The organism is Alteromonas sp. LOR (assembly GCF_000753865.1).
Lineage (GTDB): Bacteria > Pseudomonadota > Gammaproteobacteria > Enterobacterales > Alteromonadaceae > Alteromonas.
Genome location: NZ_JQFW01000022.1, coordinates 71,429 through 86,900, shown reverse-complemented (window position 1 = coordinate 86,900; position 15,472 = coordinate 71,429). Strand labels below are relative to the sequence as shown.

Here is a 15,472-nt window from a genome sequence, read left to right as displayed (position 1 = left end):
TATGTCAGATAGAAGTCATTTCTTCGCTCACTTATCTCGGCTTAAGTTAATTAATCGCTGGCCACTGATGCACAATGTGCGTACCGAAAATGTGCAGGAACACAGCTTACAGGTGGCAATGGTTGCTCATGCCCTTGCGCTTATCAAAAATAAATTTTTCGGTGGCACCGTTAATCCAGAGCGTATAGCCACAATGGCCATGTTTCATGACGTATCTGAGGTGTTGACTGGTGACCTTCCCACGCCGGTTAAGTACTTCAACCCGGCGATAAAAGAAGAATATAAAAAGATAGAAAAGATAGCGGAAAATAAGCTCATTGAAATGGCGCCTGAATCCTTTCGCGATGACTATGCCGCGCTGATAGATTCACAAAACCATAACCCAGAAGATGCTTTCATTGTGAAAGCAGCGGATGTGCTGTGTGCTTATCTAAAAACGTTAGAAGAAATTGCCGCTGGAAATCGCGAGTTCACGCTAGCAAAGAAACGCTTGGATAAGATATTGAAAGAGTATCACTCTGAAGAAGTGGATTATTTTCTCACTCAATATGTACCGAGCTTTTCGTTGAGTCTTGATGAAATAACCCAAGACGAAATGTAACATTCAAAAAGGAGTTACTGTGACGATATCTCAATGGGAATTAGATTTACACGAGCGTCGCCTTCCTCGCAGCGAATCGAGAGACGGCGATCACAGAAATCCTTACCAAAGAGATAAAGCAAGAGTACTCCACAGCGCCGCTTTTCGACGGCTTCAAGCAAAAACACAAGTATTGGGCGTTGGTTTAAGTGATTTTTACCGAACTCGACTAACGCACTCGCTAGAGGCCGCTCAAATAGGTACGGGGATCACCGCGCAGCTTTGGAACAAATTTCCCGATATAGCCAAAGACTTAGTGCTCGACCCAACCTTAATTGAAACCATCTGTTTAGCTCATGACATTGGCCACCCTCCTTTTGGTCATGGTGGAGAAATTGCGCTCAACTATATGATGCATGAGCACGGTGGTTTCGAGGGTAACGGGCAAACGTTTCGTATTGTTACTCAGTTGGAGCCGTACACGGCCGACCATGGCATGAATTTATGCCGACGCAGTATTTTAGGGTTAGTCAAATATCCCAACTTCATAAATACACTGCATACTAAAGAGGCTGCTGGCGCTCGGCCCCAATCATTGCGCCAAGTTAAAGCCGATGATTGGCACCCGCCTAAAGGGTTATTCCAATGTGATAAGCCCTTGTTCGATTGGCTACTTGCTCCGCTAAACAATGACGATAAACAGTTGTTTATGCGATTTACTGGCAGAACAAGCGCTCACAGTAAAACCTGCTTCAAGTCATTTGATTGTTCTATTATGGAGCTGGCCGATGATATTGCCTACGGCATCCACGATTTAGAAGATGCCATTGTCATGGATATGGTGCAAAAAACGCATTTCATAGAAGATGTGACGAACCCATTAAAAGCTCTGTCTATTCCATGGCTTTCAGATAATATCGAATCGCTGACCGCAAAATTGTTTAGTCACGCCCACCACGAGCGTAAAAATGCTATTGGCGCGCTGGTAAACAGCTTTATCACTGCTATCGAAATTCAAAAGGTAGACGGCTTTTCTCATCCGCTATTAGCTTTTAATGCCACCATGCCCCAAGGCTTTGGCGAAGCATTGGCGCTATTTAAGCGATTTGTGTTTAGAAAGGTAATACGTCGGCCTGATGTTCAGCTGTTAGAATATAAAGGGCAATTGGTGGTGATGGAGCTCTTTGAAGCCTTTGCCTCAGATCCTGCCCGCTTGCTGCCAGAGAACACACAAGAGCGCTGGCGTAAAGCAGAGGAAGCGGGAAACGGAATGCGTGTGATCGCCGACTATATATCAGGTATGACCGACGAATTTGCATCTCGCCTTTACAGCAGTATATTTTCCCCTAAACAAGGCGGTATTCAAGACAGCTTCCATATCTAGCGCTAGGTGTAGAACAAGATTATTAGGTTAAGTTGTCAAAGCTAATCGTTAACCGCATCCGCAACAGTTGTTGCATTCACAACTTGGTTCACACTCCCCTGAATAACCACGGTGGCTGATATTTTATCCTGAATAGCCTGTCTGTTTGGATCCCAGTAAACCTGTAAAAAGCCTAATAACCCTGTCGCAAAACCTGCTCCGTAACCGCCGTAGCGGCCAAAGCAATCAAGCATGCCCAGTGGCTCACCGCTTAGTGAAACCACGCGAATATTACACACTTTTTTACCTGGAGTTTGCCCGCGCCAAAGTAACGAGAACAAGGTAAAGTAAACAGCAGCCCAACCAAAACCTAAACCTAGGTCTTGTATAATACCTTTGCCCCACTGCAAGATACTGGTTACAGGTGTTGTATTGTTTTCGTTTGTATTTTCGTTTCTATCTTGGCCCGTAATACTCTCTGGCGCTGAATCTACATTTTCAACATCATCTGCTGCCATAGGTTCATCATCAGCTATAACCATTAAGTGCAATAGCGCTCGAGCAGCTTGACTATTTCCAGTGTCTTCAATTTCAGCAAGTTCAGGCAATTGAGCAACTAAATTAGCGCTAGCAGCACTTTGGCAAATATCATCGCAATTTTTATCATCGTCTGTTTGCGCTAAATATGTGCGAATTATTGATTTATCATGCTCACTTAACTCATCTTTTTGTTCTGCTTTGTTTATTTGTATTCCTTGCAGAGTGCTGTCGTCTTCAAAGAAGTCTATGGCTAACGAGAGTACCGTTAGCGAGCTTACAAATAAAAAGCCTGCTGCAAAAAGCTTAAGGGCTCTGCGCCAAAACGACGACATTTTAGGAAGGTATTGTTGTGCTGTGCCTTTATAAAAAGCCATAGCAGCGACAAAGGCAATTAACGTTGCGCTAAGCTTTGCAGCCATAAATATTAGAATGACATCAATGATCATTGCCATTGCGCGTTTAATAGGTGGAGCCAAAGGAATGCCTAATAGCGCCTGGTCAACTTTAAAGGCATACGGGGTTATAACATTTCTGGTTTCTGAGCCAGACAGCGCTAATTGCTCTATTTCGTTGGCTTTCATTTTTATACTTGTTATTTAAATATGTAAATCATTCAAGTTACGCGCTTTTCATTTTCAGAACAAGCTAAAGCTATTGATTACTATGCATAAAAAAGCATTGTGGGTTTATTTAGGGCGTGTTCTTTTTAATTCATGAAATTTTATTCTTATTAAATGGGTCTTATTTTATACGTGTTAAATCTGTAGTGACTTTTTATAAAATTCGCGTGTGTAATTTCATGTAATAAAACGCGTGTAAAACTAGGCTTGTAATACAAGGCATTTAATACAGGTGCAATCCTAAAGCCTTGTCTTCACGTAAGTAATGTAACCTTGGTGCCTCCGCGCGCAGTCGACGTTAGCTGCTTTTCAGTTTTTAATATCTAAGCGCGCTCAATAATTATGGTGTAAGTATGTCTAAACCTTTTAAGCCTTCAGTAAGGCTAACCGACAATCATGTTACCGATGAAAGTGTTTATATGAACCGGAGATCATTGCTTAAGTCTCTTGGGTTTGTCGGCGCGTCAACGCTACTTGCACAATCTGCAAGTGCGGCTGATTGGTTTTGGGAAGACGAGAAAGAGAAAGCAACCTTTCAAAGTAAGCCGCTGGATTTTACCAAACCTAGTCAGTATCAAATTAATGAGACTCGAACCCCAGAAAAGAAAGTCACGTCGTACAATAATTTTTATGAGTTTGGCACATCAAAAGATGCGCCAGCAGAAAACGCCAGTGAATTTAAAACCGACCCATGGACATTGAAAATAGATGGTTTAGTTAAAAAGCCATTAGTTCTCGACCATGACTCACTGACAAAGCGCTTTCCACTGCAAGAGCGCATTTATCGTTTGCGCTGTGTTGAAGCGTGGTCGATGGTGGTGCCTTGGATAGGGTTTGAATTAGCAGCACTTATCAAACAAGCCGATCCATTAATGTCAGCAAAGTACGTGGCATTTGAGACCCTGTATGAACCAGAACAAATGCCAGGGCAAAGTAATCGATTTTTGGGTGGAGGTATTGAGTACCCCTATGTTGAGGGCTTACGCTTAGATGAGGCTATGCATCCATTAACGCTGATGTCGGTTGGATTATACGGGAAAACCCTGCCCCCACAAAACGGAGCCCCCATTCGGTTGGTTGTACCTTGGAAGTATGGGTTTAAAAGTATCAAGTCTGTGGTGCGTATCCGTTTGACAGATAAACAACCCCCAACGACGTGGAATCGACTTGCCTCAAATGAATACGGTTTTTATGCCAACGTGAATCCTAAGGTCTCTCATCCTCGTTGGAGTCAGGCCAGCGAACGTCGAATTACCTCTGGTGGTCTTTTATCTCGAAACCGAATAGAAACGCAGCTGTTCAATGGGTATTCAGAAGTGGCTCCTCTTTATTCGGATATGAACTTGGCAAAGTTTTACTAATATGGCACCTAGGAAAGCTCCCCTGCGCCTGTCTCCATGGCTCAGACGTTCAATTAAATCAGTCATTCACGTAGTCGCTCTCGGTTACTTAGTGTGGCTGTTCTACGCTGGAATTACCGACACGCTAGGGCCGGACCCAGTGGATACACTCTTAAACGAGACCGGCATCTGGGCAATTCATCTTTTATTCATTACCCTATTGCTCAGTCCAATGGCTAAGCAAATGCGTAGCCCAGCTCCCATTCAGTTCAGAAGAATGCTTGGTGTGTATGTGTTCGTCTACGCATTGGCTCATTTGAGTACCTACGTTTTGTTTGAGCTTCAACTTGATATGGCGCTAGTGCTAAGTGAACTCGTTAGTCGCCCTTACATTGTGGTTGGCATGGTGGCGTTATTGCTACTATTAGCTCTTACTGCGACTTCTTTTAAGGTAATACAAAGAAAAATGGGGAAGCGTTGGCAGCAGCTGCACAATGCAATTTACCTCATATTACCACTGACTCTTTTGCACTTTAGCTGGTCACAAAAAACCTTTTGGCAAGAGCCCATTTGGTATTGGTTAGCGGGAATCATCCTCTTAGCACCAAGAGCAAAACAGTGGCTAATGACATATAGAAAGAAAAGAAGTCGTAATCAGGCAAAAAAATCAGCGGCTAAAGCAAGTAGCCCTCAATACCCTTAATTATTTACTTTCAGCGTATGATTCTTCAATAGCGCATTGAACGATTTATGACAGTATGAATAGTAGCAGTGAATAGCGAGCGGTTTTCGCCATAGTAACAACACAAAGGAAAAACCAAAAATTACTGCGAAGCACTCCTGCTACTAGCGTGATTGGGTCGCCAATAATTGGCACCCAACACAAAAGCAGGCTCCACTTTCCCCAACGGGTAAAAAAGTGAGAAGCGCGGAGAAACGCTTTTTCGCCTATTCTTAAAAGCTTTGTAGCGACCACCCTGCCGTATTTAAAACCCAGTGCGTAGTTCACCAGAGCACCTAGAATATTTCCACTGGACGCCACTAACAATAAACCCCAACCAGAGAGTCCATTGCTATACAGTGCTGTAATAACTATTTCTGAACTGAAGGGCAATATTGTGGCAGCCAAAAATGCACTGACAAACATGCCCGCATAACCAAGATTAACAAAGAAGTTCATTATGCTCTCTTTTTATAATTGCTTTGTCCTCACTGCCTTATCACTTTGCCTTAAACTCACTGCCTCAAACTCACTGCCCGAGCACTTTGCCTTAACCTCACTGCCAAATGTATGTGAGGTTATCAATAAACGTGCAGCCCAATTTCTAAAAAGCCCGTGGTTACTTTAAAAGTACACACAAGAAATATCGGGTATTTCTTATCTCTAGTTTTTTACTTGTACTGACGCCTGTACTGAAACTTGTACTAACACCTGTACTAATACCTGCACCTGCACCTGCACCTGCACCTGCAAACAGTACCAGATTCAAATTTTGCGGCGTAATAAAAATTCCTTTTATTTAAAAGCACTTAGATAGATTTCTCGCAGTTGTTCGAAAAAAACACAATCTACTGCTTGCAAAAGGGATTCATCACAACTACTGTATATACATACACACTGTACACTTAAACAGTTAAATGGTTTTATAAAAATAAGGTATGTCCTATGAGTAATTCACCAGTTTGTCGATTCAATGCACTTCGCAACGCAGTATCTAATACCGCGGTTGAAAATGTAGTTCAGCTTCCATTACCCATTGAAGGTTACCCCGGTGAAGGAAAAGGAAGCTTTGAAGAAAGAAACGACAAGGGGTGGAGTTATCTTCTCTCTGACTCAGTAGCGTTTTCAAAAGACGTTGTAAATGCTATTCGCATTCAAAAGCCTGAGAAAGAGAAAGTACCAGAGTGGATAAGTAAGCTCATCACTGGCGGCCAATGTAAAACGCTGTATGTTGAAAATATAGATTTAGATTTACAACCCACAGACAGCGACATGATCCGCAAGCTCTGTGAACTTTACTCTGTGAGTTTAGTTAACGTAAAAGTAGACAATACTCAGCAGAGCAAAAATGTTGCGATTGGCCCCTGGTGAAACACAGAAGAAATAGAGAAGAAACACAGAAGAAGTAAAAAAAATGGAGAGAAAATAGAGAGGAAACAGGCAATATAGCAGTCTTATTTGGCTACGCTTTCAATATGCACTCTCGCAGTGTTTTTCGCAATTCACTCTGGTAATGCGATACACTACCCCGTCATGAAACCCTAAGTGTAGATGAGTGTTATGCGTTGCTATTGTTGTTCTTCCGCTTCTTTTGAACGTTGTTGTGCGCCCTTTTTAAATGGTACCGAATCGCCGAAAAGTGCAGAGCAACTTATGCGTTCTCGATTTTCAGCGTATGCGACAAAACAGTACGATTACGTACTGAATACCTACACTCGTGAAAAACAAGAAGGCTTGACCTTAGAAAACCTTAAACAAAGTGCTGATGGCACCTTGTGGTTTGCTCTTCAGGTAACGCCCCACTCCGCTCAAGAAACAACATCTGATATTGTTGAATTTACGGCATTCTATTACGAAAACAAAAGCCTATTTCAGCTGCATGAAACATCAAATTTCCTTATTGAGGATAACCAATGGCGTTATCACGATGGCACGCTTCACGATGACTGTGGAAAAATAAAATACGGTCGGAATTTGCCATGTCTTTGTGGCAGCAATAAAAAGTTTAAACAGTGCTGTGCAACAAAATTGCGGTAGTGAGTGTCGCCTAGGAATGTGCATGTGGGCAAAGTGTAGGCCTGTGATATACATCACAGGCAAATAGGTATAGGTAACGAGCAGATGCTGAGCTTCTATACTTTAAAGAACTTGATACTCAATGGGTAATGCCACAGCTCGCCACCGTTGGCTTTTAACGCTGCAACAATCGCAAAAATTAAGTTTAGAATGCCCAGAATCATTAATCCGAATGCACCAATAAATATCAACAGCAGAATTCCGCAGATTATTGAATAGATAACCAAGCTTATAAGCCAGTTTGCCGTTACTTTACCGTGTTTATCTATGTCTTCATTTTGGTCTTTGTGGGCTATCCACATTACAATAGGCAAAATAAGCCCCAGCCCAGGTATAACGATACTCGCTAGTTGGCTTACATGTATGAGCGTGCAGTATGTTCGTGCTGTAAGCCCCCAATATAATTTTTCTTCCGTTGTCATTACTACTCCCTTAATTATGTTTTTAGAATGAGGTGTACATTGAATTTAGTTTTTCAACAGTTCATGGTTATTGAATGTTGTTTATAGTATCGCTGTTAAATTCGATACATCGTGAAAGCTTTGGCGCATTCCTACGGTGTAATTATTAGCAGCAATGGAAATATTAGTACCACTAATTTACCTCATTGGGTAGTCAACATACTGGTTGTTAGACAAGTTTTTCAACGTTACCCCAACAAACAATGCCCGATGCTATCTCTAAAACGCTATTCGGCACTCAGCATTCAATTTGTAGCATTCAGTATTCAGTCTGTCCAAACACTATTACGCCCTCGTCCTCAGTCAGCGAAAGTGATGTGCGGGTTGCATAATCAGCCAACCACTTCTCAGTAAGGTGTTTGTACTGGCTTGATTGTTTAAAAGCAGTTGACGCTTCAATAAGTTTTTCCACAAGTTCAGGGGTGGTGCCCTTTTTTGATACCGCTAAATACGTTGTTGCTTTTTGATAGGTAAAAAGTTTAGTGATGCTATTGCACTTATCACCTAAATCATCACAAATGATGTCCATTCCGCCATCGGAGAAAAACAGGTAGTCTGCACGACCGCTTTCAAGGGCTAACACAGCACTCTTCCAGCTGTTTTTAGGTACAGCCCAATAACCTGTCTTTTTAATAATCTCCTGTCTAAAGTCTCCCTTAAGCACCGCAATTCGGCTACTTGCAGGCAATTCGTTCAGTGAGGAAATGTCGGTATTACTTCCACGTTTGGAAAATATAGAATAGGCGTTTTGAGTTATGGGAGTGATCCAATGAAATAGATCCTCTCGTTCTACGGTTCTCGCTAGTGAAAATACGAGAACATCTTGTTTCATTGCACTTTCAATTAAAATACGCTGCCAGGGTGCACTTAAAATATCAGTTTTGATACCTGCTTCAACCAAAATGCTCTGAACCAAATCAACGGCGTATCCTGTAAGCTCTCCTCGCTTGTTTCGTTCACTAAACAACGGCTCCTCATTGGTAATAACCCAAGGTTTTGGCTGGCTATTGTCATCTACCAGGGTTTTGCCAAGAACGATGACTCCCTCTATTTCAGACACATTGGGCGAGTAATCTTCTAATACTGGCAGCCATCGACGTTTAATTTCCGCATACTCTGGACGCTTTAAAAGCCGACTGACTTCTTTGACTAAATCAGTGGCGTACTCTCTATTTTTATCTGTCTTTGGCATCGCCACGTAGCTGTACAACACGTTATGGGAATATTGTCTGCTGACGGTGGTGCAATCTAAGTCGTTTTGCTGACAAAAAATAGCCATACCAAGATCAGAGAAAAATATGGCGTCTACCCGGTCTTTTAGTACAGCATCTACCGCTTGATTCCAGGTATTAAACTGGTGCAAAACAAACTGGGGGTATTCACTCCCTAACTCAACTCGATAATCTCCCCGCATTACAGCAACAGAAATGGTTTTGTTTTGCGCCGTCAGTAAATCAAGATCTATGGCCTTTTTGCCATACAACCCCACTACGTTTGCCGTTAATGGTGCTATCCAAAAATATTTGTCTTCTCGTTCTGCAGTTCGACCAATGCCAGTCGCTAACATGAGTTCGCCGGTATCGAGCTCTTGAATTAACCGCGCGAAAGGCAATGGCGTCACATCAGCTTGAATACCCGCTAAATCGAGTAATGCGGTGGCAAAGTCCACTGAATAGCCTTTAACACTTCCATCGCTCTGAAACTCGCTGAATACGGGCGTATTTGCCGAAAGAACTTTCATAGTTTCAACAGCACTAACGTGCTTCATTTGAAAACAAAAAGTGGAAACAAGCGTAAGAAGTATCAACTTTACTTTGGGCACATTAAATTCTCGTAAGCATGTGTTCGGTAAGTTTACGCCAAATTTGGTTTAATGCGCCACTTAGAATCGCTCAATATTTAGCCAGCCCTAAGGAGTACCTTATGTAAGTAGCGGTAACACCTTAATTCCTCAGTTAAATTTTCTTACTCTAATGTGGAATAAATATGACGGGATAAAAGCGTATATCACCCATTATTCTACACTAACATTCACAAATGATAACAATTACCATTTGCAAAAGTATAAGCTCTTAATTATTATTGCGAACACTTCTCATTAACATTAAGATTACTTTGTAGTTATGACCTTTAAGCTGTTTATTTTACCTTTTGTATTATCCTCTCTACACATCGCTATGGCCCATGCTCAAGAGAAGCCCGCTCCGGCTGAATCCGACATTGAAGTCATAAAAATCAGTGCAGATAAAGTGGGTAACCCTGTCGATGAGCGAGTGAGCGCATTAGAAGGAGCACAACGCATCTCTTCTGAGTATATACGGGCCCAACAAGCTTCAACGTTGGAAGAAGCATTGCGTAAAACTACAAGCGTACAAGTAGATCAAGACGGCGGTAATCAAGGCTCTAATGTTATTGTTCGTGGCCTCTCAGGAGACAGAGTAAGCACTCGTATAGATGGTGTACCCAAAAATTTTAACCAAACCCGTCATGGTGGAGCAGGCAGTGTATGGATTGACCCAGAAATCATCCAAAACATTACGGTTATCCCCGGTGTAGCGTCTAATTTATATGGCAGTGGCTCTCTTGGCGGTATCCTAGATATGGAAACTCGAGACCCAAGTGATGCCATTGCCGAGGGGAATGATTTTGGTTTTACCCTTCGCCAAGGCTATGAATCGAATGGCGACTCACTAATGACAGGCTTTGAGGCAGGTGCACATCTTACTGATGATACAGCCGCCCTATTCAACTATACCTACAGAGACATGGGCGCCTATGAGGATGGTGATGGTAATCAAGCCGTGGGTGGCAGTACGGGTTCAAGAGATAGTAATCTGCTCACTAAGTTGGTTCATCGAACCAAGCATGCAGGTGAATTTGAAATATCCATGCTGGATATGGATAAATCATTTACGAGCCGCGGCGCAATAAGTCGTGGCCGAAGTCTAGCCAGCGGGGTTCAGGAAACAAACGTTGACGACGTGAGCTACAGCCTAAAGCATCGCTATCAATCTGTCAGTAATGATTGGATTAACGTGAGCAGCCAAATAGCCACAACCACCACCGAGCGCACTCGACAAACCGTTGGACTCGAGGATCTTGAAACATGGCGCGTCAGCACCGACTTTGCGGAAGTACAGAACCAATCTCTTGTACCTATTGCTGGTATTGAGCATCAATTTAATTTTGGATTCGACTATACCGCTGACGATATTCTTACTGCATATCAAGGTTTAGATGGCAATCAGCTAGAGCGTGAACGCAAAATATGGGGTATTTACGCCAGCGACCGTTTTGCAATTAACGAGCAGTTAAGCTTTGTATTGGGATTGCGCTACGACAATTTTTCATCACAAGATTTAGCCAGTGGTGAAAGCTCAGATAATGAAGGTTTTTTTCCTAAGTTACATATTGATTGGAAGCCTTTTGAGACTCTTGAAAACTTAAGTCTCTTTGGTGTAGTTGGCAAAAGCTTTAGAGCACCTTCTGTGCACGAAGCATTTGGCCGAGGCTCTACCGAAATTATTTGTGAAGAAGGCCGAAGAGGCTTCGAGTGTAGTGAATACGTGCCCAACTCATCACTTGAGGCAGAGAAATCAGATAGCTTCGAACTTGGGTTTCGATATACCCCGTCTTCAGTTTTTACCAACAATGACGAACTGTATGCACACTTTATTTATGTTTATAACGACCTCGAAAACTTTATTTCTGACATAGAATTAGAAGACGGTACCACGCTAGTTGATGGTACAGAGTTTGACGTCAATCGAACCACGTTTGAAAATATTGCCCGCGCTGAAATCAAGGGTGTAGAAATGCGAATTAACTATACCAATGACCATTTCTTTACCGCCCTCTCAGCACAAAAATTAGAAGGTGAAGATAAAGACACTGGAAACAACTTAGTTGATATCAGCCCTGCAAGCGCAAACTTTTCCATTGGTGCTTACCTGTATGAACAGCGAATTCGTACCGGTATTGACGTTAGCTGGCGTGATGAACGTGAAGTTGATGAAGATTCATCATTTAACCGTCTTTCTTACACGATTGTAGATGGTTTTATATCGTACCGAATTAACGACACCTGGAATGCTCAACTTCGTGTATCAAACCTACTTGATGAATTGTATACCAAGCGATATCAGAGCTTATCGGTGGACCCTGAAACATCAGAGCAAACAGACCTTACGTACTATGAACCAGGCCGTAACTTCAGGCTAATGGTTAGAGCGCAGTTCTAGGGGTTGATGATGATTAAAAAAAGCTCACCAGCCATTAAATTAATGCGCTGGGTACACCAATGGCTAGGTTTGATTGCGGGTATTCTACTGTTTTTTGCAGTAGTTACTGCAACCTACCTAGCGGGTAATGGAGTGGTGTCAGGTATAAGCAGAACATTTGTTAGCAGCGGTGTTCCTGTCGAAATGCTTTCAGCGCAAGAAAAAGCGGTGTATACCCAACAGCTCTTTGAAAAATACCCAAAGGCAAAATCGCTTACGTTTCCAACTGAGTCAGTCCCCTACTTTGAAATGTTTAAATCTGGCGGTCGGGTTCTTATCGATAAAAATCTAGAAGTGATAGACAGTGCTTCTCCCACCTCATCAAGTATTCGGCGGTTCATGTTCTTTATGCATCGCAACTTCTTTTTATCTAAAGTTGGTGCTCAAATTAACGCTACCATGTCCATAATTACGGTAGCGTTGAGCGTCATAGGAGTTATCCTACTTATTCCTATTTGGCGTTCAATAAAGTTGAAGCACGCCGTGCCCAAAAATACAAAAAGAGCCTCGCTTATCCGCTCTCATCAACTTTTAGGTCTATTTATTTTTGTACCACTGGTAGTTGCGGCTTTAACAGGCGCGGCGCTTACGTGGCGAGATACCACTAACACCTTATTATCGAGTGGCGTAAACTTTACCGATAAAAAGCGTGTTCAAAACACACCAACTTCTGTTGAGTCAACGGCCATATTGGTTCAACAGCAATGGCCAGACAAAGCGTTGCTTAACGTTTTTAAGCGAGGGGCAAGACGTGGCAATGGCGCAGCCTATACGTTTCGCTTTGAAACCAGCGGTTTTAAGTGGCTTGATGGTTTCGACACGATCAGTGTTAGTTATCCCAGAGTACCCAACATGACATTCTCTGAATTTGCTAGTTTACCCATCAACGAGCAAATTAGAGGGTTAATCCGCTCTCTACACGACGGGTTGCGTATGCCGCTAGGTTACGAGGTGTGGCTATTTCTTACCATGCTGTTAAGCAGCCATGTTATTGGCGCTTCTGTGTTTTCATTTACTCACTCGTTAGTAAAGAAACGTAGATAATGATTTCGTGAGCCCTTTTCTTTACTTTGTGTTCATAGTTTAAAAAACTTGGCGAAAAATAACGCAGTTACGTGCAATTTATCGTCGTAACTGATCGTTTTTGGTTGTGTGGACTATCAATAGGTACACACAATCAAGGAGGTATATTTATGGCGAAAGTACTCGTAATTGGCGCATCTGGTCAAATTGGTAAACAAGCGACAGGAAAACTGTTAGAGCTTGGTCATCATGTTATTGCACCAGTCAGAAGCCCAGAAAAATTGTCTGATATTGATAACAGCAACCTAAGCGTTATTGAGCAAGATTTAGAAAAAGACTTTTCTTCCCACTTCGAAGGCGTGGACGTTGTGGTATTTACCGCAGGTTCAGGTGGCAGTACTGGTGCAGACAAGACGATTATGATTGATCTGTGGGCTGCGCAAAAAGCCGTCGACTACACTAAACGCGCGAAAGTCCCAAAGTTTATTATGGTGAGCTCTATCGGCGCCGGTGATCCTGACTCAATACAGGGCGAAATGAGACCCTATTTAGTTGCCAAACACGTGGCGGATGAATACCTAATAAATAGCGGTGTGAATCACATTATTTTACGTCCGGGAACATTACTCAATGAACCTGGCACGCACCTAGTGAGAACTGACATGCCAGACAACCAAGATGAAGCAGTGATCCCAAGAGAAGACGTGGCTACTGCTATCGTGGAAAGTGTGGGTCGAACAAGTGAGGATAATTTAATCACCTACCTGTTCAAAGGCGACGAGCCAATTTCTAAAGTATTTGATTAACTACCAATTAAATTATCTGCTGAGCCGCCTGTGATTCTGTATGGCGGCTCTACTTCCTATTCACCCTCTCTCATTTACTCCCTTCCACCCTAAGTGGGAGTTGAGCTCTTTAAGAACCTTTCCTCAAGCTGGTTTTTCGGGCACATTTTTCAATCAAGCTTTACAATCGCGGTTTCAACCATTCGTGGCTAGCTAAAACCTCAAATTCGAGCCTTTGCCTTAAGTCCCAGCCTTAAGTCTCAATCGCTCAACCGTGAGTCTTAACCGTAAGCGGCATTACGGAATGACCGACTGACTCACCCAGTTGTCATTTTCATCCTTTTCGTGCCATTCCCTATGTTGTGGATTACCACGTAAATTAAGGTAGTCCACATTTTCAATGTTAAGAGATAGTACACAAAAATGTGCGGGAACGATTGAATAATCCCCTTCGATGTTCAATGCAGACTCATCTTGCCTAGGCGTTCCCGGCCGGCCCCACAGAAACTGTTTTTTTCCCGCATCAGAAAGCTTTTCCCACTGCGCTTCCACCAAATCAGGCTGTTCAACCTTAGTTACCATTGAAGCTATACAGTTAAAACGATACTGCTCGCGAGTTTTAGCAAAGTACCACGACACGTGACATCGGTTGTTTTCACTCAGCTGCTGATACTTGTCTGTACGTGTATCTGAAATAACTAACAACTGGTTGTCATCGGTTAGTCCGCGATGAACAACCGTTCTACAAAAAGGCACGCCCTCGCGATTAGCCGTGGCTATTTGAAAATATCGGCTTTCAGGTATGCTTCGCGTTTTATGTAAACTTTTCACTAAGCTTTGGCGCCATGATGGCATAGTCAGTCCTTACGCAGCGCTCTTCTTCGCTAACGCGAAAAGAGTATAAAAATTTTCAGTAGTAATACGTGCTAATTCTTTCACCGATATACCCTTAAGGTCTGCAATAAACTCAGCCACTTCAACAACATATCCAGGCTGGTTTTGCTTTCCTCTATGGGGCACCGGCGCTAACCAAGGTGAATCAGTTTCAATTAACAAACGCTCTAAAGGGATTTCCTTCACCACCTCACGTAATTCATCTGCTGAATTGAACGTAACGATCCCTGAAATAGAAATATAAAAGTCCATCTCTATTGCAGCTTGGGCCATCTCCAAAGATTCAGTAAAGCAGTGCAACACCCCTTTCGTACTCGGGTCTTTATGCTCTTTCAGTAAATTAATTGTATCTTCACGGGCGTCTCGAGTGTGGATGATAAGTGGTTTATTGGTGACGTTCGCCACTTTTATGTGGTCGATGAACGAAGTTAACTGAACATCTTTACTTTCAGGGCTATAAAAATAATCAAGGCCCGTCTCGCCCACTGCTACTACGTCACTTTGCTGTGCTTTTTCTAGCAATTCATCGTAAGTGCATGCTTCATCTTGATGAAGAGGATGTACACCACAGGACACAGAGACATCATCAAATCCAACAACGGCCTCTCGCATACTGTCAAAATCGGCAACCGAAACGCAAACACATAAAAAGTGCTCAACGCCACGAGTGCGCGCAAAATTAAGGGTTTCAGCCAAGGCCTCAGGGCCCTGCTTTAATCTGTCTAAATGACAATGAGAATCTACAAACAAGTTACACCATTACTCAAATTAGTCGTTATTCGTTGGCCA

15 protein-coding genes are annotated in these 15,472 nt (G+C 42.7%); 9 read left to right on the top strand and 6 right to left on the bottom strand.

All coding sequences use genetic code 11. The features are described 5' to 3' along the window. The first annotated feature begins 1 nt into the window (after position 1). Together yfbR and JV36_RS0109590 are read left to right on the top strand one after the other, a co-directional pair. A complete protein-coding gene (gene yfbR / locus JV36_RS0109595) occupies positions 2–601 on the top strand; it encodes a 5'-deoxynucleotidase (RefSeq protein ID WP_032095816.1) in 600 nt (199 codons plus the stop codon). Between the two features lie 19 nt (positions 602–620). Further along, complete coding sequence (locus tag JV36_RS0109590) at positions 621–1,964, top strand: anti-phage deoxyguanosine triphosphatase (protein WP_081926588.1); 1,344 nt, start codon at positions 621–623, stop codon at positions 1,962–1,964. 41 nt (positions 1,965–2,005) lie between these two features. Here the strand turns inward: JV36_RS0109590 and JV36_RS0109585 are convergent, their stop codons facing one another. Beyond that, positions 2,006–3,064: an RDD family protein gene (locus tag JV36_RS0109585; RefSeq protein WP_032095815.1), complete on the bottom strand. Its 1,059-nt coding sequence runs from the start codon at positions 3,062–3,064 to the stop codon at positions 2,006–2,008. A 392-nt stretch (positions 3,065–3,456) separates the two neighbouring features. Here JV36_RS0109585 and msrP point away from each other — a divergent pair, with 392 nt between their 5' ends. Both msrP and JV36_RS0109575 read left to right on the top strand, forming a co-directional pair. Further along, complete coding sequence (gene msrP / locus JV36_RS0109580; RefSeq protein ID WP_032095814.1) at positions 3,457–4,464, top strand: protein-methionine-sulfoxide reductase catalytic subunit MsrP; 1,008 nt, start codon at positions 3,457–3,459, stop codon at positions 4,462–4,464. Position 4,465: 1 nt separating this feature from the next. Next, positions 4,466–5,146 carry a sulfite oxidase heme-binding subunit YedZ gene (locus JV36_RS0109575; RefSeq protein ID WP_032095813.1) on the top strand — a complete coding sequence of 227 codons (681 nt, stop codon included), beginning with the start codon at positions 4,466–4,468 and terminating at the stop codon, positions 5,144–5,146. Between the two features lie 45 nt (positions 5,147–5,191). Here JV36_RS0109575 and JV36_RS0109570 read toward each other — a convergent pair whose 3' ends face one another. Then, on the bottom strand, positions 5,192–5,623 hold the full coding sequence (locus tag JV36_RS0109570; protein ID WP_235207817.1) for a YqaA family protein: 432 nt from the start codon (positions 5,621–5,623) through the stop codon (positions 5,192–5,194). A 486-nt stretch (positions 5,624–6,109) separates the two neighbouring features. On the opposite strand from JV36_RS0109570, the gene JV36_RS0109565 reads away from it, so the two are divergent. Both JV36_RS0109565 and JV36_RS0109560 read left to right on the top strand, forming a co-directional pair. Next, the gene (locus JV36_RS0109565) at positions 6,110–6,535 is read left to right on the top strand and encodes a hypothetical protein (RefSeq protein ID WP_032095812.1); all 426 of its coding nucleotides are present in this window, start codon (positions 6,110–6,112) and stop codon (positions 6,533–6,535) included. Between the two features lie 180 nt (positions 6,536–6,715). Further along, positions 6,716–7,201, top strand: coding sequence for a YchJ family protein (locus JV36_RS0109560; protein WP_032095811.1), 486 nt, complete (start codon positions 6,716–6,718; stop codon positions 7,199–7,201). Between the two features lie 95 nt (positions 7,202–7,296). Here the strand turns inward: JV36_RS0109560 and JV36_RS0109555 are convergent, their stop codons facing one another. Next, positions 7,297–7,662: a DUF4870 domain-containing protein gene (locus JV36_RS0109555; RefSeq protein ID WP_032095810.1), complete on the bottom strand. Its 366-nt coding sequence runs from the start codon at positions 7,660–7,662 to the stop codon at positions 7,297–7,299. Positions 7,663–7,960: 298 nt separating this feature from the next. After that, positions 7,961–9,442: a substrate-binding periplasmic protein gene (locus JV36_RS19230; RefSeq protein ID WP_160173353.1), complete on the bottom strand. Its 1,482-nt coding sequence runs from the start codon at positions 9,440–9,442 to the stop codon at positions 7,961–7,963. A gap of 382 nt (positions 9,443–9,824) precedes the next feature. Here JV36_RS19230 and JV36_RS0109545 point away from each other — a divergent pair, with 382 nt between their 5' ends. From JV36_RS0109545 to JV36_RS0109535, 3 genes are all read left to right on the top strand, one after another. Further along, on the top strand, positions 9,825–11,942 hold the full coding sequence (locus JV36_RS0109545; RefSeq protein ID WP_032095809.1) for a TonB-dependent receptor domain-containing protein: 2,118 nt from the start codon (positions 9,825–9,827) through the stop codon (positions 11,940–11,942). A gap of 6 nt (positions 11,943–11,948) precedes the next feature. Next, complete coding sequence (locus JV36_RS0109540; RefSeq protein WP_081926587.1) at positions 11,949–13,025, top strand: PepSY-associated TM helix domain-containing protein; 1,077 nt, start codon at positions 11,949–11,951, stop codon at positions 13,023–13,025. Positions 13,026–13,174: 149 nt separating this feature from the next. Continuing rightward, complete coding sequence (locus tag JV36_RS0109535) at positions 13,175–13,810, top strand: SDR family oxidoreductase (protein WP_032095807.1); 636 nt, start codon at positions 13,175–13,177, stop codon at positions 13,808–13,810. A 276-nt stretch (positions 13,811–14,086) separates the two neighbouring features. Here the strand turns inward: JV36_RS0109535 and JV36_RS0109530 are convergent, their stop codons facing one another. Together JV36_RS0109530 and JV36_RS0109525 are read right to left on the bottom strand one after the other, a co-directional pair. Beyond that, the gene (locus JV36_RS0109530) at positions 14,087–14,644 is read right to left on the bottom strand and encodes a pyridoxamine 5'-phosphate oxidase family protein (protein WP_032095806.1); all 558 of its coding nucleotides are present in this window, start codon (positions 14,642–14,644) and stop codon (positions 14,087–14,089) included. A 9-nt stretch (positions 14,645–14,653) separates the two neighbouring features. Continuing rightward, the gene (locus JV36_RS0109525) at positions 14,654–15,433 is read right to left on the bottom strand and encodes a TatD family hydrolase (protein ID WP_032095805.1); all 780 of its coding nucleotides are present in this window, start codon (positions 15,431–15,433) and stop codon (positions 14,654–14,656) included. Positions 15,434–15,472 lie beyond the last annotated feature (39 nt).